At 66.8% G+C, this 18392-nt stretch carries 23 protein-coding genes and 2 tRNA genes; 10 read left to right on the forward strand and 15 right to left on the reverse strand.

Features of this window, described 5'->3' with window-relative positions; all coding sequences use genetic code 11:
- Nucleotides 1–9 precede the first annotated feature (9 nt).
- The 3 genes from MSG_RS23870 to MSG_RS23880 are packed head-to-tail and all read left to right on the forward strand — an operon-like array spanning nucleotide 10 to nucleotide 2871.
- On the forward strand, nucleotides 10–1302 hold the full coding sequence (locus MSG_RS23870) for an acyl-CoA dehydrogenase family protein (RefSeq protein ID WP_096443579.1): 1293 nt from the start codon (nucleotides 10–12) through the stop codon (nucleotides 1300–1302).
- Nucleotides 1283–1903 (forward strand): TetR/AcrR family transcriptional regulator, encoded by a 621-nt coding sequence (locus tag MSG_RS23875; RefSeq protein WP_181159189.1) that lies wholly within the window; start codon nucleotides 1283–1285, stop codon nucleotides 1901–1903. Before MSG_RS23870 ends, MSG_RS23875 begins: the two co-directional genes overlap by 20 nt.
- Nucleotides 1903–2871 carry an NADPH:quinone oxidoreductase family protein gene (locus MSG_RS23880; protein WP_096443581.1) on the forward strand — a complete coding sequence of 323 codons (969 nt, stop codon included), beginning with the start codon at nucleotides 1903–1905 and terminating at the stop codon, nucleotides 2869–2871. Before MSG_RS23875 ends, MSG_RS23880 begins: the two co-directional genes overlap by 1 nt.
- A gap of 21 nt (nucleotides 2872–2892) precedes the next feature.
- On the opposite strand, the gene MSG_RS23885 is transcribed toward MSG_RS23880, so the two are convergent.
- Nucleotides 2893–4773, reverse strand: coding sequence for an alkyl/aryl-sulfatase (locus tag MSG_RS23885; RefSeq protein WP_096443583.1), 1881 nt, complete (start codon nucleotides 4771–4773; stop codon nucleotides 2893–2895).
- 170 nt (nucleotides 4774–4943) lie between these two features.
- Between MSG_RS23885 and MSG_RS23890 the strand changes: the two genes are divergently transcribed.
- Nucleotides 4944–5414: a lipoprotein LpqH gene (locus MSG_RS23890; RefSeq protein WP_096443585.1), complete on the forward strand. Its 471-nt coding sequence runs from the start codon at nucleotides 4944–4946 to the stop codon at nucleotides 5412–5414.
- Here the strand turns inward: MSG_RS23890 and MSG_RS23895 are convergent.
- The 5 genes from MSG_RS23895 to MSG_RS23915 form a co-directional block, all read right to left on the reverse strand.
- A complete protein-coding gene (locus MSG_RS23895; RefSeq protein ID WP_197705007.1) occupies nucleotides 5411–6937 on the reverse strand; it encodes a sensor histidine kinase in 1527 nt (508 codons plus the stop codon). The two genes, MSG_RS23890 and MSG_RS23895, sit on opposite strands and share 4 nt — an antisense overlap.
- Nucleotides 6915–7619 carry a response regulator transcription factor gene (locus MSG_RS23900; RefSeq protein ID WP_096443587.1) on the reverse strand — a complete coding sequence of 235 codons (705 nt, stop codon included), beginning with the start codon at nucleotides 7617–7619 and terminating at the stop codon, nucleotides 6915–6917. The genes MSG_RS23895 and MSG_RS23900 overlap by 23 nt, the downstream gene beginning before the upstream one ends.
- A 156-nt stretch (nucleotides 7620–7775) precedes the next feature.
- Nucleotides 7776–7931 (reverse strand): DUF6131 family protein, encoded by a 156-nt coding sequence (locus MSG_RS23905; protein ID WP_096443589.1) that lies wholly within the window; start codon nucleotides 7929–7931, stop codon nucleotides 7776–7778.
- Complete coding sequence (locus MSG_RS25755) at nucleotides 7919–8179, reverse strand: hypothetical protein (protein WP_096444777.1); 261 nt, start codon at nucleotides 8177–8179, stop codon at nucleotides 7919–7921. Before MSG_RS25755 ends, MSG_RS23905 begins: the two co-directional genes overlap by 13 nt.
- 106 nt (nucleotides 8180–8285) lie before the next feature.
- The gene (locus MSG_RS23915) at nucleotides 8286–8690 is read right to left on the reverse strand and encodes a MarR family winged helix-turn-helix transcriptional regulator (RefSeq protein ID WP_232011116.1); all 405 of its coding nucleotides are present in this window, start codon (nucleotides 8688–8690) and stop codon (nucleotides 8286–8288) included.
- 91 nt (nucleotides 8691–8781) lie between these two features.
- On the opposite strand from MSG_RS23915, the gene MSG_RS23920 reads away from it, so the two are divergent.
- Nucleotides 8782–9744, forward strand: a complete 963-nt coding sequence (locus MSG_RS23920) for a quinone oxidoreductase family protein (protein WP_096443593.1) — start codon at nucleotides 8782–8784, stop codon at nucleotides 9742–9744.
- Here the strand turns inward: MSG_RS23920 and MSG_RS23925 are convergent.
- Entirely contained in the window at nucleotides 9722–10660 is a 939-nt protein-coding gene (locus tag MSG_RS23925; protein ID WP_096443595.1) for a class I SAM-dependent methyltransferase, read from the reverse strand. The genes MSG_RS23920 and MSG_RS23925 overlap by 23 nt on opposite strands.
- Nucleotides 10661–10840: 180 nt before the next feature.
- On the opposite strand from MSG_RS23925, the gene MSG_RS23930 reads away from it, so the two are divergent.
- The gene (locus tag MSG_RS23930) at nucleotides 10841–11836 is read left to right on the forward strand and encodes a phosphotransferase family protein (protein WP_096444778.1); all 996 of its coding nucleotides are present in this window, start codon (nucleotides 10841–10843) and stop codon (nucleotides 11834–11836) included.
- A 10-nt stretch (nucleotides 11837–11846) separates the two neighbouring features.
- Here the strand turns inward: MSG_RS23930 and MSG_RS23935 are convergent, their stop codons facing one another.
- From MSG_RS23935 to MSG_RS25760, 3 genes are all read right to left on the reverse strand, one after another.
- A complete protein-coding gene (locus MSG_RS23935; RefSeq protein WP_197705008.1) occupies nucleotides 11847–12809 on the reverse strand; it encodes an aldo/keto reductase in 963 nt (320 codons plus the stop codon).
- 77 nt (nucleotides 12810–12886) lie between these two features.
- A complete protein-coding gene (locus MSG_RS23940) occupies nucleotides 12887–13477 on the reverse strand; it encodes a TetR/AcrR family transcriptional regulator (protein WP_096443597.1) in 591 nt (196 codons plus the stop codon).
- A 271-nt stretch (nucleotides 13478–13748) separates the two neighbouring features.
- Nucleotides 13749–14018, reverse strand: a complete 270-nt coding sequence (locus tag MSG_RS25760; RefSeq protein ID WP_232011117.1) for a hypothetical protein — start codon at nucleotides 14016–14018, stop codon at nucleotides 13749–13751.
- A 93-nt stretch (nucleotides 14019–14111) separates the two neighbouring features.
- On the opposite strand from MSG_RS25760, the gene MSG_RS23950 reads away from it, so the two are divergent.
- The gene (locus tag MSG_RS23950) at nucleotides 14112–14381 is read left to right on the forward strand and encodes a hypothetical protein (protein ID WP_232011118.1); all 270 of its coding nucleotides are present in this window, start codon (nucleotides 14112–14114) and stop codon (nucleotides 14379–14381) included.
- Nucleotides 14382–14405: 24 nt separating this feature from the next.
- On the opposite strand, the gene MSG_RS23955 is transcribed toward MSG_RS23950, so the two are convergent.
- Together MSG_RS23955 and MSG_RS23960 are read right to left on the reverse strand one after the other, a co-directional pair.
- A complete protein-coding gene (locus tag MSG_RS23955) occupies nucleotides 14406–14687 on the reverse strand; it encodes a hypothetical protein (protein WP_373421172.1) in 282 nt (93 codons plus the stop codon).
- Between the two features lie 26 nt (nucleotides 14688–14713).
- Nucleotides 14714–15100 carry a heme-binding protein gene (locus tag MSG_RS23960; protein WP_096443601.1) on the reverse strand — a complete coding sequence of 129 codons (387 nt, stop codon included), beginning with the start codon at nucleotides 15098–15100 and terminating at the stop codon, nucleotides 14714–14716.
- A 164-nt stretch (nucleotides 15101–15264) separates the two neighbouring features.
- Between MSG_RS23960 and MSG_RS23965 the strand changes: the two genes are divergently transcribed.
- Nucleotides 15265–15936, forward strand: coding sequence for a GAP family protein (locus MSG_RS23965; RefSeq protein ID WP_096443603.1), 672 nt, complete (start codon nucleotides 15265–15267; stop codon nucleotides 15934–15936).
- Nucleotides 15937–15964: 28 nt separating this feature from the next.
- On the opposite strand, the gene MSG_RS23970 is transcribed toward MSG_RS23965, so the two are convergent.
- Together MSG_RS23970 and MSG_RS23975 are read right to left on the reverse strand one after the other, a co-directional pair.
- Nucleotides 15965–16037, reverse strand: a tRNA-Arg gene (locus tag MSG_RS23970).
- Between the two features lie 36 nt (nucleotides 16038–16073).
- Nucleotides 16074–16162, reverse strand: a tRNA-Ser gene (locus MSG_RS23975).
- Nucleotides 16163–16251: 89 nt separating this feature from the next.
- On the opposite strand from MSG_RS23975, the gene MSG_RS23980 reads away from it, so the two are divergent.
- Both MSG_RS23980 and MSG_RS23985 read left to right on the forward strand, forming a co-directional pair.
- On the forward strand, nucleotides 16252–17319 hold the full coding sequence (locus MSG_RS23980; protein ID WP_096443605.1) for a pyridoxal phosphate-dependent aminotransferase: 1068 nt from the start codon (nucleotides 16252–16254) through the stop codon (nucleotides 17317–17319).
- On the forward strand, nucleotides 17316–17774 hold the full coding sequence (locus tag MSG_RS23985) for a DUF4334 domain-containing protein (RefSeq protein WP_096443607.1): 459 nt from the start codon (nucleotides 17316–17318) through the stop codon (nucleotides 17772–17774). The genes MSG_RS23980 and MSG_RS23985 overlap by 4 nt, the downstream gene beginning before the upstream one ends.
- A gap of 19 nt (nucleotides 17775–17793) precedes the next feature.
- Here MSG_RS23985 and MSG_RS23990 read toward each other — a convergent pair whose 3' ends face one another.
- Nucleotides 17794–18378 carry a TIGR03086 family metal-binding protein gene (locus MSG_RS23990; protein WP_181159190.1) on the reverse strand — a complete coding sequence of 195 codons (585 nt, stop codon included), beginning with the start codon at nucleotides 18376–18378 and terminating at the stop codon, nucleotides 17794–17796.
- Nucleotides 18379–18392 lie beyond the last annotated feature (14 nt).

Genomic DNA, 18392 nt, shown 5'->3' on the forward strand with positions numbered 1-18392 from the left:
GGCATTGGAATGAGTTGGGACTTCTCCACCGAGCCGGAGTTCGAAAAGAAGCTGGACTGGATCCGTGAGTTCGTCCGCGAGGAAGTCGAACCGCTGGAGGCGCTCTTCCCGGGCTGCGAGTTTCTGCCGCTGAACGACGAGCGCCGTCGGATCGTCGATCCGCTCAAGCAGCGGGTCCGCGACAATCGCTTGTGGGCACCGCATTTGGGGCCGGAACTCGGCGGCCAGGGCTTCGGTGCGGTCAAGCTGACGTTGATCAACGAAATCCTGGGCCGCAGCCCGTGGGCGCCGATCGTGTTCGGGACGCAGGCGCCCGACACCGGCAACGCGGAGATCATCGCCCGGTTCGGCACCCGGGAGCAGAAGGACCGCTACCTGGCCGGGTTACTGTCCGGTGAGATCTTTTCCTGCTTCTCGATGACCGAACCGCAGGGCGGCGCCGACCCGCGCGTCTTCACCACCCGCGCGGTCCGCGACGGCTCGGGAAATGGGGACTGGGTCATCACCGGGCGAAAGTACTTCTCCTCCAATGCTTCCGTCGCCTCCTTCTTCATCGTCGTCGCGATCACCGACCCCGACGTCCCCGTGCACACCGGCGCATCGACGTTCCTGATCCCGGCCGGCACCGAGGGGCTGGTCCTGGAAGCCAACCACCACCTGGTCGGAGCCGACCCGCACGAGCCGGGGCATGCCCTGGTGCACTACAACGACGTGCGGGTGCCGTCGGACGCGCTGCTCGGGGAGCCGGGGCAGGGATTTCTGATCCTGCAGACCCGACTCGCCGGCGGTCGCCTGCATCACGCGATGCGGTCGATCGGCATGGCGCAGCGCGCGGTCGACATGATGTCCCGGCGCGCGAAAAGCCGCTTCACGCAAGGCAGCCCGCTAGCCGACAAGCAGCTGGTGCAGGAATTCGTCGCCGACTCGTACACGGAGTTGATCCCGTTTCGGCTGACCGTGCTGCACGCCGCGTGGCTGATCGACAACGGCGACGAGCGGGCGGCTCGAGCCGAGATCGCCGCGTGCAAGATCCTGGCATCGCAGGTCCTGAAATCCATTGCGCTGCGCGCGATCCAGGTGCATGGCGCGCTCGGGCTCACCGACCAGCTGCCGCTGGTCAACGTGCTACTCGGCGGCATCGCGCTCGGCTTGGCCGACGGGCCTACCGAGGCGCACAAGGTCAACCTAGCCCGGATGCTGCTCAAGGGTTACGCCGCCGAAGATGGTGACTGGCCCAGCGAGATGCTGGACGTCCGGCGCGCGGCCGTCCACGCCAAATACGGTGAGCTCGTTGAGCAATAGGGTCGCCGCCGCCGTCGAACGCGCGCTCGACGACCGACAACGGGAGGCCACCGAGGAGGTGGAGCGCATCCTGGCGGCGGCGGTGCGGGTGATGGAGCGCGTCGCTCCCGAGCCGCCCCGGGTCAGTGACATCGTCGCCGAGGCCGGCTCGTCGAACAAGGCGTTCTACCGCTACTTCGCCGGCAAGGACGAGCTGATCCTCGCGGTGATGGAACGCGGCGTGGCGATCGTCGTGTCCTACTTGCAGCATCAGATGGCCAAGGAATCGACACCGCAAGACAAGATCGCCCGCTGGATCGAGGGCACCCTGGCCCAGGTCGCCGAGCCCGACCTGATCCGCAAGAGCCGCGCCGCGGCAGGTCAGATGTCGACCGGCACCAGCTGGGGCGCGGTCGACCAGGAGATGATGCGGCCGCTGCGGGATCTGCTGGTCGAACCCGTTGCGGCGCTGGGCAGTAGCGATGTGGATCGCGACGTCGGGGCGGTATTCTGCTGCACGGCCGCGACGATGCGCCGCTTCATGGGTTCGGCGGCCCGGCCGGGCCCCGACGACATCGCACACGTGGTCCGGTTCTGTCTCAACGGGCTAGGGTTCAATTGATGCGCGCAGCTGTCTGTCACGCCTACGGCACGCCCGAGGATCTGGTCATCGCGGACGTCGATCCCCCGGTTCCCGCGCCCGGCCAGCTGCTGGTGCGGGTGCACGCGGCGGCCGTCAACTTTCCCGACGTGCTGTTCATCGCCGGCAAGTATCAGGTGAAGATCCCGCCGCCGTTCATACCCGGCAACGAGATCGCCGGCGAGGTCATCGCCGCCGGTGCGGGGGCGCGGTTCAGCCCCGGGCAGCGGGTGGCCGGCACGACCTTCGGGGCGTTCGCCGAGCAGGCGCTGCTGGACGCGAGCCAGGCGCAGCCGGTGCCCGGCGACGCGGACTATGCGTCGGCCGCGGCTTTCGGCGTCACCTACCGCACCGCGTATTACGCGCTGCGCTCGACTGCCGCCGTGGCTGAGGGTGATTGGGTGGTGGTGCTGGGCGCGGCGGGGGGTGTGGGGCTGGCCGCCGTCGACCTGGCGGTGGCGATGAAGGCCCGGGTGCTGGCCGCGGCGTCGAGCCCGGAGAAACTCGAACTCTGCCGGCGGCGCGGTGCCGAGGCCACCGTCGACTACGACCGGGAAGACCTGAAAATCCGCATCCGGGAACTGACGGGCGATCGCGCGCGGGTGGTCTTGGACCCCGTCGGTGGCCCGTACGCGGAACCGGCGCTGCGCGGCCTGGCCCGCGGCGGCACCTTCGTCACCCTGGGCTACGCGGCGGGCACTATCCCGAAGATCCCGCTCAACCTCGTGATGCTGAAAGATCTTCGCGTGCGGGGCATGGAGATCCGGACGTTCGCGGGCGACTACCCCGACGAGGCCGTCCGCGACGACGACGAACTGGCCCAGCTGTTCGCGGCCGGCACCGTCCGGCCCTACATCGGGGCGCGGTTCCCGTTGGCGGAAACCGCGGCGGCGCTGCGGTATGTGGCCGACCGCAAGGTGCTGGGCAAGGTCGTGATCGACGTCGCCTGACGCGGCTTTCGCCGGGATTGCCTAGGGCGTCACGATGTTGAATTCCGGGTTCGGGCGGTCCAGCGCACCGATCAGCGACTGCAGTGCCGACTCGTCGCCGGACAGCTCGATCCCGGGTGAGGTGAAGTCTCCGAACGACGCCTGCAGCAGCCGAATCTTGTTGGCCAGCTTGACCGTAAGGTTTGCCGTGGCGTAGTGGGGCGGGCTCTCACGGTAGACCAGCACACCGTTGCGCAGCGTGAGCCGGTAGTTCGCGCCCGAATCTTCGAACGAGAAGTCGAAGGCCAGGTCGAGGTCCCAGCTGCGCGGTCCGTTGACAGCGATCGCGAGACTGTCGAAGATCTGCTCCGGCGACAGCTGAGAAATGATGGTCGTCGACGTGACCTGGCCCGCGGTGCCGAAGTTGCCCTCGCGCAGTTCGGTGGCCCCACTCATGAAGAAGTTTCGCCACGTCGCGTTTTCGGCGCCGTAGGCGAGCTGTTCCAAAGTGTCGGCGTAGAGCGCGCGGGCCGCGGCGTGCTCGCTGTCGGTGAATATCGCGTGGTCCAGAAGCGTTGCCGCCCAGCGAAAATCCCCGGAGTCGAAAGCCTTCTGGGCAAGCTCGACGACCCGGTCGATGCCGCCCATCGCGTCGACGTAGCGGGGCGCGAGCGCCTCCGGGGGATGCGGCCACAGCCGGCCCGGGTTGCCATCGAACCAGCCCATGTATCGCTGGTAGACGGCCTTGACGTTGTGACTGACCGATCCGTAATAGCCGCGGGCGTGCCAGGCCTGGTCCAGAGCCGGCGGCATCTGGAACATTTCGGCGATTTCCACACCGGTATAGCCCTGGTTGAGCAGGCGCAGCGTCTGGTCGTGCAGGTAGGCGTACAGGTCCCGTTGCAGTCCAAGGAATTCGGCGATGCCCTCGCTTCCCCACGTGGGCCAGTGATGGGAGGCGAAGACGACGTCGGTGTGCTGGGCGAAGCGGTCGATGGCCTCGGTGAGATAGCCCGACCAGGCATGCGGATCACGCACCAGGGCGCCGCGCAGGGTCAGCAGGTTGTGCAGGTTGTGTGTCGCGTTCTCGGCCATGCACAGCGCGCGGAATCGCGGAAAATAGAAATGCATTTCGGCGGGTGCCTCGGTTCCGGGCGCCATCTGGAATTCGATCTCCACACCGTCGATGGTGTGCTTTTCGCCGGTCGCCCGGATGTCGATGGTCGGGACGATGATGGCCACCTCGCCGTTGGAGGTAGCCTGGCCGAGCCCGCAGCCCACCTGGCCCCGAGGTCCGCGCTCCAGCATGCTGCCGTACATGTAGGTCGCGCGACGCAGCATCGCGGGACCGGCGTAGACGTTCTCCTGCACCGCGTGCGCGGTGAAGCCTTCCGGCGCAAGGACGGCCACCTTGCCGGCGTCCACGTCGGCCTGCGAGGTGACGCCAAGCACGCCGCCGAAATGGTCGACGTGGCTGTGCGTGTAGATCACCGCAACGACGGGACGGTCACCGCCGCGGTGGGCGCGGTAGAGGTCGAGCGCGGCGGCCGCAACCTCGGTGGAGACCAACGGGTCGATGACGATGATGCCGGTGTCGCCCTCGACGAAGCTGATGTTGGAAATGTCGAAGCCGCGCACCTGATAGATGCCGGGCACCACCTCGAACAGACCCTGCTTGGCGTTCAGGATCGATTGCCGCCACAGGCTGGGATGCACCGACGTCGGCGCCTGGCCGTCGAGGAAGGAGTAGGAGTCGTTGTCCCACACCACCCGGCCGTCGGCGGCCTTGATGACGCAGGGTGACAGCGCCGCGATGAATCCGCGGTCCGCGTTGTCGAAGTCGGTGGTGTCGTGGAACGGCAGACGATGGTCACCATGTGCCGACTCGATCGCCGCGGTGGGGGGTTTGTGATTCACGGCAATACAGTGCCATTAACACGCCCCCGATCGAAACGTTCCGCCGAATTCTGTCAAGTGACCAACGAACGCAGAATCAGTTGCTCCGGGCTCTGGATCTTCGGTCTAGTTAACCCGCATACTGCCCAACAGGCCCTTCATGCTCGGAGGACCGCTACATCGGCAAAGGAGCACAGGTGAAGCGAGAACTGACGATCGCCGCGGCGGCGGCGGCTATTTTGGCCGTGAGTATTTCCGGCTGTTCGGACAAGAAGTCGAATTCGACCGGTAGCAGCAGTCCGGCCACCACGAGCGCGGCGGCGGCCGGGGGCGGCACCAAGGTGATCATCGACGGCAAGGACCAGAACGTCTCCGGTTCGGTTGTCTGCACGACCGCAGGCGGCAACGTCAACATCGCGATCGGCGGGGCGGCCACAGGCATCGCTGCCGTCCTCACCGACGCCAACCCGCCCAAGGTGACGTCCGTGGGGCTGGGCAATGTCAATGGCGTGACGCTCGCGTATGCCGCGGCCGGCGGCGGGGGCAACGCCTCGGCCACCAAGGACGGCAACAGCTACAAGATCACCGGAACGGCCACCGGTGTGGACATGGCCAACCCTTTGCAGCCGGTGAACAAGCCGTTCGAAATCGACGTGAACTGCCCTTAGCCGACTGATCCACGGGGTTCCGCGGGCGGTTGCCACCCGTTGAGTGGCAACCGCACCGTGAACTCCGTGCGGCCCGGCGAACTGGCCACCGCGATAGTCCCGTGGTGCGCCTTGACGACCGCCGACGCGATCGCCAGCCCCAGCCCCGTGCTGCCACCCTTGCGGGAACGCGAGGTGTCACCACGGGCGAACCGCTCGAAGACCTCCGACACCAGCGCGGGCGGAATGCCAGGCCCGTTATCGATCACCTGCAGCACGCTCTCGGTCGGTTCGGCGCTGAGCCGGGTCGTCACGACCGTCCCTGCGCCGGTGTGGATCCGGGCGTTGGCAAGCAGATTGGTCAACACCTGATGTAGCCGCGCCGCGTCGCCGGTGATCAGCACCGGCTCCTCGGGCAGGTCAAGCTCCCACTGATGATCCGGCCCGGCAACGTGCGCGTCGCTGACGGCGTCGACCGCGAGCCGGGACAGGTCGACCGGTTCGCGTTCCAGCGGCCGCCCGGAATCCAGGCGTGCCAGCAGCAGCAGGTCCTCGACAAGTCGCGTGATCCGCTCCGTCTCGGAGGCCACCCGGCTCATCGCGTGCGCCACCGCCTCGCGGTCGTCGCCCATGCGCTGGGTAAGTTCGGTGTAGCCGCGGATCGCCGCCAGCGGCGTGCGCAGTTCGTGACTCGCGTCGGCGACGAACTGGCGCACCCGCGTCTCGCTGGCCTGCCGCGCCTCCAGCGCGGCGGCGACGTGGTCCAGCATCCGGTTGAGCGCCGACCCGAGTTGGCCGACCTCGGTCGACGGATTTGCGTCGGCCTCCGGGACCCGCACCGGCAGTTCGACTTCGCCGCGGGACAGCGGCAGGCCCGCGACCTTGCGCGCGGTCGCGGCGACGCGACGCAGCGGAGCCAGTGCCCGCTTGGTGATCAGCGTCCCGGCGATCGTCGCGGCGGCCAGCGCGACGGCCGTCACGATCCCGAAAATCACCAGCATCCGCACCAACGTGGCGTCGATGTCGCCCATCGACAGACCCGCCACGATCACGTCGCCACCGCGCCGACTGGGGGCGGCCTCCACGCGGTAGCGGCCCAGGCCGTCGAGATCGACGGTCGTCGGCTTGCGGCTGGCCGAGATAGCCGCAAGCTGAGACTGCGCCTTGTCGCTCAATGCGGACCGGGCGCCGCTGCTGGTGAGGTAGCCGGCGTCGACGGTCTTACCGTCGCTGACGACCGCTGCCACCATGCCCGCGGGCTGGCCGGGAGCATCGAGAAATCGTGGCCCGGGCCCCGGGTGCGGGTAAAAGTTGTGCTCGTGATGCCATCCCGCACGATTGGGTTCGGGATACATCAGCGCCGAGCGGTAGGAGGCCGCGCCGAGCTGGGTGTCGAGCTGTTTGACCAAATGGTGGTTGAGCGCGAGTTCGGTGGCCGCGGCGATCCCGATGCACACCAGGGCGAGCACGACGAGCTGCCCGGCCAACAGGCGCGACCGAAGCGACCAGACCCGCCGTCCCTTAGCGGGCGGGCTTGAGGACATAGCCCGCCCCGCGCAACGTGTGGATCATGGGCTCGCGACCGCTGTCGATCTTTTTGCGGAGGTAGGAAATGTAGAGTTCGACGATGTTGGATCGGCCGCCGAAGTCATAGCTCCACACCCGGTCGAGGATCTGGGCCTTGCTCAGCACCCGCTTGGAGTTGCGCATCATGAACCGCAGCAGCTCGAATTCGGTGGAGGTCAACGCAATTGGCTCGCCGGCGCGGGTCACCTCGTGGCTGTCCTCGTCGAGCACCAGGTCCCCGACGACGAGCTGCGCGCCGCTGTCGACCGTCGTCACGCCGGTGCGCCGCAACAGCGCCCGCAACCGCAGCACCACTTCTTCGATGCTGAACGGCTTGGTGACGTAGTCGTCGCCGCCGGCCGTCAAGCCGGCGATGCGGTCTTCCACGGCGTCTTTGGCCGTCAACAACAGCACGGGCAGTTGCGGATTCTCCTCGCGGAGTTTGTGTAAGACGTCGAGGCCGCTCATATCCGGGAGCATCACGTCGAGCACCACGACGTCGGGCCGCTGCGCGCGGGCAGAGGCGATTGCCGACGATCCGTCCCCGGCGGTCGCGATGTTCCACCCCTCATAGCGCAATGCCATCGAGACCATCTCGGCCAGCACGGATTCGTCATCGACCACGAGTACATTGATCGGGTTACCGTCCGCACGGCACATGACAACTCGCTCTACGGAGGTTCGGGGCGGCGTCGTCACACCTTCCAGTATCCGCGCGTCACTGGGCCGACGCTATGGCATACCTATGCGTGTCCTGTGAAGAAGGTCCCGCGGCTGCCGGGCAGTCGCGGGACCTTCTTCTTGACGTTGGTGCAGTTAGTACCAGTACCGCCTGCCCCCGACCGGACGGCCCACCGAACCGAGAATCCACAGGATCGCCCCGATGACCAGCAGGACGATACCGATCGTCCACAGGATCGGAATGTGGAAGATGTATCCGAGGATGAGCAAGACAACGCCTAAGACGACCATGACGCCTTCCTTTGCATGAGATTTTCTAGGTCACTGGGCATCGAACTGGGCTGCGGTACATGGCAATCCTTGACTTTGGGGTTGACCCCGCCGTAGTTCAAGGGACCTGCGACCACGGTCAGCGCGATGTTTCCGGCTGTGACGCAATCAGTTTGCCCAGTTTTGAAGTAGTCGCGTTGCCACGCCGCGAACACTCCGATGAGCAGCCACACCAAGACGATCGCGCCAATTATTCCGCGACCACGCATCGTGACCTCCGTTGTATTCGAGAACAAACATTCCCGTGCGCTAGCGATACCCATTGCACTCGTGTCTAAACCTGACGACAGCTGAGGTCGCGACGGCCATCAGGCGTTATTGATCGAGGAGTTTGGCCAGTAACGCGGTCAACCGCTTCCGTTCGCCCGGGTTCAACCGATCGGTCATCGGCGCCAGCAGTTCGCCGATGTCGGAAACGATGCGAGTTTCCATTTTCCGCGCCTCGGCGGTGAGGCTGACGCGCACCGAACGGCCGTCGACGGCATCGGTAGTTTTGCGTACCAGCCCGCGCTGAACCGCGCGGTCGATGAGACCGCTGACGGTCGAGCGCTCCAGGCCGAGGTACGCGGCGAGTTCGGCCATCGCGGGTTCTCGATCGCGCAGGATCCCGAGCATCCGCAGTTGCGTCAGTGACAGATCCTGTTCAGCGGCAACGCGACTCAGCGCCGCGATCACCGTGAACGACGTCTGTATTAGACCATCCCTGAGGTCGTCGACCATTCCCATGCCGGAAATCATAACTTGCAATAGTTGGTAATACGATCTATTTCAGTTCGTGTTACCAACTAAATCCCGGACCTTAGGGGCCGCCATGTACGCCGCCGTCGTCACCAGCTTCGACAGCCCGCCCGGCTATCGGCAGATTCCTACCCCGACGCCGCGGACCGGCGACGAGGTGCTCGTCGACGTCGTCGCATCCGGCCTGCACCGCCGGGTGCGGTCACAGGCCGACGGGTCCCACTACACCAGCACGGGCGAGCTTCCGCTGGTCCCGGGCATCGACGGGGTGGGACGCGCCCCCGATGGCACGCTGCGCTACTTCGTGCTTCCCGACACGACGATGGGGGCGATGGCCGAACAGACCGTGATCGACGCGCGCCGCAGCGTCGTGCTCCCCGACGACGCCGACCCCGTACTGGTGGCCGCGGCCATGAATCCGTTGATGTCGTCGTGGATCGCCCTGCGCCGACGTATCGTCTTCGAACCAGGCCAGACGGCGCTGATCCTGGGTGCCACGGGAAGCTCGGGGCGGATGGCCGTACAGGTGGCCAAGCGCCTGGGCGCCGGACAGGTCATCGGTGCTGGGCGCGACGCGCGGCGGCTGGCTGCCCTCGCCGACCTGGGAGCCGACATCACGGTCAGGATCGACACCGCGGCTGCGATAAGGGAACTCGCGTACACGGCGCGCGACGTCGACGTCGTAATCGACTACCTGTGGGGCCCGATCACGGCCGAGTTGATGGCCGGCATCGCCGGCAACCGGTCCGACCGCGGCAGGCCGCTCGCCTGGATCGAGATCGGCTCGGTGGCGGGTGCGACGGCCGAAATCCCTTCCGCCGCCTTGAGAGCCGTGCGACTGCAGATCGTCGGCAGCGGGCAAGGATCCGTTTCCACCCGCGACATCCTGGCCGAACTTCCGGGCCTGGCCACCAAAATCAGCGGCGGTGACTTTCGGCTCGACACCCGCGCCGTGCCGCTGGCCGATGTCGGAACCGCGTGGAACGAAACCGAATCCGACCGGCGGATCGTCTTCACCCCCGGCGCGCCGAAATGAACTGGGTGGGCGGCATCGCGTCCTCGGCACCTTCGGGGATGGTGCGGTGGTAGCGGGCCATCAACTCCGGGAAGCTCACCGATAACACGTCCCAGCCGCGCTCACGCAACCAGCTGTCCACCGGTGTGCGCTTCTCCGGGTACCACAGATCATCGAAATCCGTGATCTCGGCGTCGATCAGCTCGGCGGCCGTCGCGCGGATACGCTGGTTGTCCTCGCGCTGCCGCCGCACCTTCTCGGGGTCGCTGAATCCCTCGCCGGGAACATTGGACGCCAGCCAGCTGCCCGGCGCACTGAGCGAGACGATGCGCTCGAACAACAGGTCCTGGGCTTGTGCCGGCAGATAGCGCACCAGCCCCTCAGCAGACCAAGCACTCGGCGCCGACGCCTCAAATCCAGCTTCTTGCAACGCCTTTGGCCAATCCTGGCGCAGGTCCACCGCGATGTTGACCAGCCGCGCGGCCGGGCTCGCGCCGTGCCCGCGCAGCGTCGTGCCCTTGAAGTCGAGCACCTTCGGCTGGTCCAGCTCGTAGACCACCGTGCCGTCCGGCCACGGCAGGCGCCAACTGCGAGAATCCAGACCCGACGCGAGGATCACCACCTGCCGCACGCCTGCGTCGGCCGCGCCGAGGAAAAACTCGTCGAAAAACGCCGTGCGGGTGGCCATGAAGTCGACCATCAGCTGGAGCCGGTCCTGCACCTCCGGCTCCGCCTCGATCAGCTTGGCCTTCACGGCGGGATCGGCATAGACGCTCCACATCCCGTGGCCGGCGGCATTGAGGAACACCCGGGCGAACGGGTCGTTGATGAGCGGGTTCTCGCTCTCGGTCTCCGCGGCTCGGGCGGCGGCAACCCCGAGCGCGGTGGCACCCACGCTTTGAGTGATGTCCCAGGAATCGTCGTCGGTGCGCGGCATCGCTACTTCCCTCCCAGCCTGATAGTCGGTTGCGTTCACTAGTCTTCCAGGCCGCGCCGGCGCGGGGAGCCGGCGGAGGCCAACCCAAGCCCATTCCCAGACGCCCCACAGGTTGCACCGGACCACGATGTAGGTTCACACCACGTGGAGCAGGTCGAGTTAGCAGCCGTCGCGGATTGGATGTCTCGGCAGGGGCTGGGTGCGGGACCGCTGGAGGACATCTCCGGCGTCACCGGTGGCACGCAGAACGTGATGCTGCGGTTCACCCGGTCCGGTCGCCCCTACGTGCTGCGACGCGGGCCGCGGCACCTGCGGCCCCGCAGCAACAGCGTGATGTTGCGCGAGACGAAAGTCCTAGCGGCACTTGCCGGTTCGGATGTCCCGCACCCGCACCTGATCGCCGTCTGCGACGACACCAGCGTGCTCGGCGACGCCGTGTTCTATCTGATGGACCCGGTCGACGGGTTCAACGCCGGCGAGGGGCTGCTGCCGCTGCACGCGGGCGACGCCCGCGTGCGCCACGGGATGGGCCTCTCGATGGCCGACGCGCTGGCCAGGCTGGGTGCCATCGACCACGTCGCGGTGGGCCTGGCCGACTTCGGCAAGCCCGAGGGCTTCCTCGAACGCCAGGTCCCGCGCTGGCTGTCCGAGCTGGACTCCTACAACGACTACGACGGCTACCCCGGGCCGCAGATCCCGGGGATCCAGAAGGTGGCGGCCTGGCTGGAACACCACCGCCCGGCGGCCTGGAGCCCGGGCATCATGCACGGCGACTACCACGCGGCCAACGTGATGTTCTCGCGCACCGGGCCTGATGTCGTCGCGATCGTCGACTGGGAGATGTGCACGATCGGCGACCCGCTGCTGGATCTCGGCTGGCTGCTGGCCACCTGGCGCCAGCCGGACGGGACCTCGGTGTTCAGCCACGCCCTCGGCGGGCAGGAGGGGTTGGCCAGCACCGACGAGCTCTTCGAGCGTTATGCGGCCAACACCACTCGCGACCTGACGCACATCAACTGGTACACGGTGCTGGCCTGTTTCAAGCTGGGCATCGTGATCGAGGGGACGCTGGCCCGCGCGTGCGCCGGCAAGGCCGAGCAGGAGGTCGGCGACCAACTTCACGCGGCCACGGTGCACCTGTTCGAGCGAGCGTTGTGCATGATCGACGCCGTATAACGCCGAATTCTCAACTGCCCGAGGGCACTTCGGCGAAGCCCGGCTCACCCGCGTCCACCACGGAGTTGTACCGGTAGCGCGTCACCAGACGCTCGTTGATCTCGTGGATCGCCGCTTCGGGCAGCGCGGTCACGTCGAAGTTCTCGCGAATGCGCGCCGGGTTGACGGATCCGGTGAGAACAGCACTGCCGCGCTGAATTCCCCAAGCCAACAGCACTTGTGCGGGCGTCTTTCCGAATCGCTGCGCCAGCGACACCACCAGCGGGTCGTCGAGCAAGCGTGGCTCGAGCGCGTGCCCGAGCGACGCGAACGCCAGCAGGGTGATGTCGTGCTCGGTCAGATATTCGTGCAGTTCCCATTGCGGGTGATACGGGTGTGACTCGACCTCGACGACCGCCGGCTTGATTCGCGCGCCGTTCACCACCCGGCGGGTACCGGCCACATCGATATCGGACAGGCCGATCGCCCTCGCAAGTCCCTCGTCGACAAGGCTTTCCATTGCTGTCCAGGTCTCCTCCAGCGTGACCCCGTCGTCGTAGATGACGGCGCCGTGGGCGTCGCGCGGGTCCTGGTCGTCGCCGGGGGCGAACGCGAACGGCGTGTGCACCAGATACAGATCGACCGCTTCCAGCCCTAGCCTGCCCAGGCTGGCCTGCAGCGCGGGCCGGACCCGCTCGGGCCGGTGGTTGTTGTTCCACAGCTTCGTCGTCACGAAAAGGTCCTCGCGCCGCATCGTGCCGTCGGTGAACAGCTCTTTGAGCGCGGCACCGACCTCTGCTTCGTTGCGGTACCGCTCCGCGGTATCGAGGTGCCGGAACCCCGCCTCGACGGCGGCCCGGACCGCGTCTCGCGTCTTGGTGTTGTCGGAAAGCGACGTCCCGAATCCGAGGGCCGGCATCCGACCGCCGCCATGGTTCAGGGCGATCCTGCGCTGATTCGGGCTGATGATCTCGATCATGGTGGCCGTCCTCATCTCGGTTGTCTGAACTATAAATGACCAGTCGTCTATCTAACAAACGTCGCTGCATGGCATTCCTGGCGATACGACGTTCAGCGCAGCAGGGCCGGGACGGTGACGGCTTCGAACCGGTCGTAGGGTGCTCGGCTGCGAGTCACCTTTCCGCGCAGTGCCGCACCCTCCCACGCCTCGATCAACAGCGCGGCAAGATCGGCGGGCTCGAGGTCGTCCCGGATGCCGTCGCGGCCACCCTGGCCGGCGCGCACGCATGCCGTCAGCGCCTCGTTCCAGCCATCCAGAATGCCGACGAGTTCGATGCGCACGGGTTCACTGGTGCCCCCGAGTTCGAGCGACAAATTGCCGATCAGGCAACCGAGCAAGAAATCGCCGGCCTCGTGGTCGTCCGCGAGCGCGTGAAAGAAGCGGGTGATCCGGTCGCTCGCCGCGTCGTCCTCGCCGAGGATCGGCAGGAGCCGGTCCCGGATGTCGGTCCAGTAGTGCTCGAGGATCGCCGCGCCGAACGCCTCTTTACTGGGGAAATATGCGTAGAACGATCCTTTCGGCACGCCGGCCGCGTCGGTGATGTCTTTCACTCCGCTGGCGGCGAAACCGTGCGCGTGCACCAGGCGCAGACCGGCATCCAGCAGGCGGCGGCGTACCTCGGGATTGGGTGGGCGCGGCATGGAACCGATAGTAGTCGACTGGTCACTTATATTGACGCCGGCACCGACGCACTAGCATCACGGTCGTGCCGCCGCATCCAGAGAACCCCGATTTCTACTCCGAGCACACTCAGCCCGCGAACTACGGCGATGGCTACCACGATGCCGATCCGCCCGAACCCGAGACGCCGTGGTAGCGACGGCCGGTGGCACTGCTCGTCGCCGGCGGGGCCGGAGCGGGACTGCTCGCTCTCGTAGTGGCCGGTGTATACGTGCTGCTGGCCAAGCCGGCTCAGGGCCCGGCGCCAGCGCCGACCACCACCTCTACCCCGACCACCACGACCACCACGACCACCACCGCGGCGGAGTCCCCGCGAGACCACCCGCCCACCGGCGGTGGCGGCGGGGCGCCGCCACCCGAAACGGTCACCGAGACGGCCCTGTCGCCGAGCACCAGCACCAGCACCAGCACCAGCACCAGCACGAGCACGAGCACGAGCACCGACACTCCGACGACGACGGTCCCGACGACCACCACCGCGCCGAGCACGGAAACCAGCACGGTGACTCAGACCGTGACGGTGCCGCCGCGCCGGCCGTTCCAGCCCCGCCCATAGCCATCGGCCAACCCCAGGACCCGGGTAAGGTCGAAGCCGTGGCAGCGGCGTCGGAAAACAACCCGGAACCCAAGGGCCTGGTCGAATCGATCGGGCGCGGGTTGGCCCGCCTTCGCGAGACACGCCTGGATCTTCAGACCACGCCCCTGCGCGAGATGCGCCTGGAGGTTCAGATCGTGTTCTTCGCGATCAAGACGCCGTTCGGCGACGGCACGACCTTTCGGATCCCCGCCCTGCTGATGCTGCGGCGAGCGGGGTCCTCGGCCTTCGGACCACTCGACGGCGGCCCGGTACAGGACGACAACTAGCAGGCGCCGCCGCGAGAGGCGCTGCTACGAGCAGCCGCTGACCGAAATCCGCCTGCCCACGTTCGCGCACACATGCACGTTCGGCGCCGGCGGAAAGTCCCCCGGCAGCGGCGCGTAGTCACCCGGCGGTGGCGCATAGGTGTTAACCGTGTCGGCAATGTTGGTGCACCCGCTCACGGATATGCGCCTGCCCACACTCGCGCAGACGTCGGCGTTGGCCACGCCCGAGGGCTGCACCACCGCACATACCTCGGGGATCGACGTCAGCGCCAACACGGTTATCCCCGCGGCAGTCCAAGACCGCACCCACAGTTTCATCGCGATCTCCTCCTCTAAGGCGCCGAGGCGCCCTGTCCCAACGGGGTCCAGTGGCAACGGTCCCTGATCTCGGTCAGCGGCTGACGGATGCCCTCGAGGTCGGCTTGCTCTTGCGGGTTGGCGTTGAAGTAATTCTGCACGTCGTCGCGGAGCTGATCTTTGGGCCGATCTTGCAGGCCGGTGTAAAAGTCGTTCACGTCCGGGTGGGTGTACAGGTAGGTAGTGAGTGCCGTCGCAACGCCGGCCGCAACCCCCGCCACATCGGCGGCAGTACAGTTCGGCGGCCGCGGCGGCGGATCTGCCGCCGCGGTCCCCGCGGAGGCGCCCAGCAGCGCGCCGGCAATCGCACCAGCGCCGACCACCCCGACTGCCGCCCAGCGCCGAGCTTCTGAAAAGAACATGACGTGGCTCCTTCATTCCGTACTCAACCCGGCGACACGTCATGGCGGCCGCCCGGTTCAAACCTCAGCCAAAAACTAGCCGTATTTCTGCTCTGCGTTGGATTAATGCGAAAAGCACCTTTTCATCCCGCAGGACCCATGCAGGCTGCGTTAGATTGCGGCCTATGGCAGGAAGTTGGGGCTCTGTACTCACCGGGCTCATCCCGCTCGGGCTTGTCATTGCCCTCTCGCCGATCACGGTCATCCCTGCGGTGTTGGTCTTGCAGGCGCCGCGCCCGCGGCCGGCCGCCCTTGCGTTCCTCGCAGGCTGGCTGCTGGGTCTGGCCGGGCTCACGGCGGTGTGCGTCGCGGCCTCCGGCCTGCTCGGCGGCCTCCACAAGTCGCCGCCGACGTGGGCATCCTGGCTGCGAGTGGTCCTCGGGTCGGCGCTCATCGTGTATGGCATCCATCAATGGCTGACACGGCACAGCCATTCCGAGTCGCCCTCGTGGATGCGGCCGTTCGCGACGATCACCCCGCTGCGGTCGGTGATCACCGCCGCGACGCTGGTGGTCATCCGACCCGATGTTCTGCTCGTTTGCATTCCGGCCGGATTGGCGATCGGCGGCGCCGGCCTGCGCGCGACCGGGGACTGGCTAGCGGCGGCATTCTTCGTCGCCGTCGCCGCGTCGACGGTGGCCGCCCCGATATTGGCTTACGTGGCCGCGGGTCACCGCCTCGACGACGCGATGGGCCGGCTCAAGGACTGGATGGAGAGAAACAACGCCGCTTTGACGGCGGCAATCCTCGTCGTGATCGGCTTGATGGTGCTCTACAACGGAATTCACGACCTGTAACCCGCTGCTGACTTTCGCCGGAGCAGAGCGCGCCCGAAGGGATTCGAACCCCTAACCTTCTGATCCGTAGTCAGATGCTCTATCCGTTGAGCTACGGGCGCCTTGTTCTTCACTTGTGTGTCCCCGAAAGGACTCAGCGGAGGCGAGAGGATTTGAACCTCCGGTCCCCTTTGAGGGGGACAACTCATTAGCAGTGAGCCCCATTCGGCCGCTCTGGCACGCCTCCCTTGGACTTCCTGAGGGTACCGGACGCTTGGCAGGCATCCCGGAACCGCCGGAGGCATAGCGTACACAGCGACGGCATATGCTGTCGAAGTGACTGCCCGCCTACGGCCGGAGCTGGCCGGGCTACCAGTTTACGTCCCCGGTAAGACGATGCCCGGCGCGATCAAACTGGCCAGCAACGAGACGGTGTTCGGTCCGCTGCCCAGTGTCCGGGCGGCCATCGAGCGCGCCACCGACGTCGTCAACCGCTACCCCGACAACGGCTGCGTGCACCTCAAGGAGGCACTGGCCAAACACGTCGGTTCGGGTTTCGGCCCCGAGAATATCGCGGTCGGGTGCGGCTCGGTAAGCCTGTGTCAGCAGCTGGTCCAGATCACCTCCTCGGTGGGCGACGAGGTGATCTTCGGGTGGCGCAGCTTCGAGCTGTACCCGCCCCTGACCCAGGTCTCCGGCGCGGCCGCGATCAAGGTGCCGCTGGCCGAGCACACCTTCGACCTGGACGCGATGCTCGCATCGGTCAGCGAACGCACCCGGCTGATCTTCGTCTGCAATCCCAACAACCCGACGTCGACCGTCGTCGACCCGGCCGCGTTGGAACGCTTCGTCCAGGCGGTTCCGCCTCACATCCTGATCGCCCTCGACGAGGCCTATGTCGAGTACATCCGCGACGGCAAGGCACCCGACAGTCTGGGCTTGGTACAAGAGCACGGCAATGTGGTTGTGCTGCGGACATTTTCGAAGGCATACGGGCTGGCCGGCCTGCGCATCGGGTACGCGATCGCCAACCCCGCGCTGATCAGGGCGCTGGATCAGGTCTACGTACCGTTCACCGTGTCCAGCCTGGCACAGGCCGCCGCCATCGCGTCGGTGGATGCCGCCGACGAACTGCTGGCGCGCACCGATGCCGTTGTGGCCGAACGTGTCCGGGTCAGCGACCAGCTGCGTGCAGCCGGGTTCGAATTACCCGCCGCACAGGCCAACTTCGTCTGGCTGCCGTTGGGACCCCGCACACCGGATTTCGTCGCCGCGGCCGCCGATGCTGGACTTGTGGTTCGCCCGTATGGCACCGACGGCGCGCGGGTCAGCATCGGGGCACCGGACGAAAACGACGCCCTGCTGGAATTCGCGCGTAGCTGGATCGTGAGGAGTAGCGAATGAGCCTGGCCCGCAAGCAGTTTGCCGAGTTCAAGGAACGCGACAGCATTGCCGATGCCGAGCTCGACGAGTTCTGGGCGACCCTTGCGCCCGCGACGATCGACGGCATGCTCGGCGAATGGAAGGGCGGGGACTTCCCGACCGGACATCGAGCCACTGGCTTGATGAAAGAGCTTGGCTGGTTCGGCAAGAACTTCAAGAGTGCGCGCGACGCGCAGCCGCTGGTGTGCCTCGACGGCGACGGCAACAAATACTCCAACGTGGAGTACATGAACGGTGCGGCCAGCCTGTGGCTGGAGGAGTTCCGCGGCGAGGTCACCGCGACGATGGTCTACGACGGCAGGCCCGTGCACGACCACTTCAAGAAGATCGACGACGACGCCGTGATGGGCATCATGAACGGCAAGGGCGTGCGGGATAACGGCCGCTACTACTACTTCTACCTCGAGCGGGTGTAGGGCCCTTTCCGCGCCCCGCTTAGCGGGACGGGTTGCGGCCGGTGAAGGCGACAAGCTGATCCAGGGCGCCGGCGCCGGCGGGGACGTCTACTGGGTCGTCGAACCCGGCGCCCGCGCGGAACTCTGGCTTGATGATGTCCTGGGCTAGCCCGAGCACGTACTCGGACAGCGAGTCCGGGGCTTCGATATCGCGGCCGACGGCCTGTGCGTAATCCCAAGCGTGCACCAGCATTTCGAGCGAGAGCACGCCACACGCGCGCTTGGCGGGCATCTCGGACTTGCCGAACGGCACCCTGCCGTCCAGGCCGCGGCGGTGCCAGGCATCCAGGGCCGGCCGGGCGGCGGTGATGACCTGAGCCTCCACCGAATCGTCCGGATCGCGCTCCGGCAGCTCGGCACCGACCATGCCGCCGATGGCCGTGATCGAGTTCAGCAGGTGCTCCGTCAGGGCGGCCACGTCGAACTGCGTGCACGGCGTCTGACGGGACCTGTCGTCGTTGGCGATGGTGTGCAGCACCTGCTGCAGCACCCCAAGCGAGTCCTCGGCGCTGTGCAGCTCGTCGCTCGGCGGGGAATCTGGTCCGGGTCGCAAATCTGGGGGCATATCAGCCACGCTAC

The organism is Mycobacterium shigaense (genome assembly GCF_002356315.1).
GTDB classification, from domain to species: Bacteria; Actinomycetota; Actinomycetes; order Mycobacteriales; family Mycobacteriaceae; genus Mycobacterium; species Mycobacterium shigaense.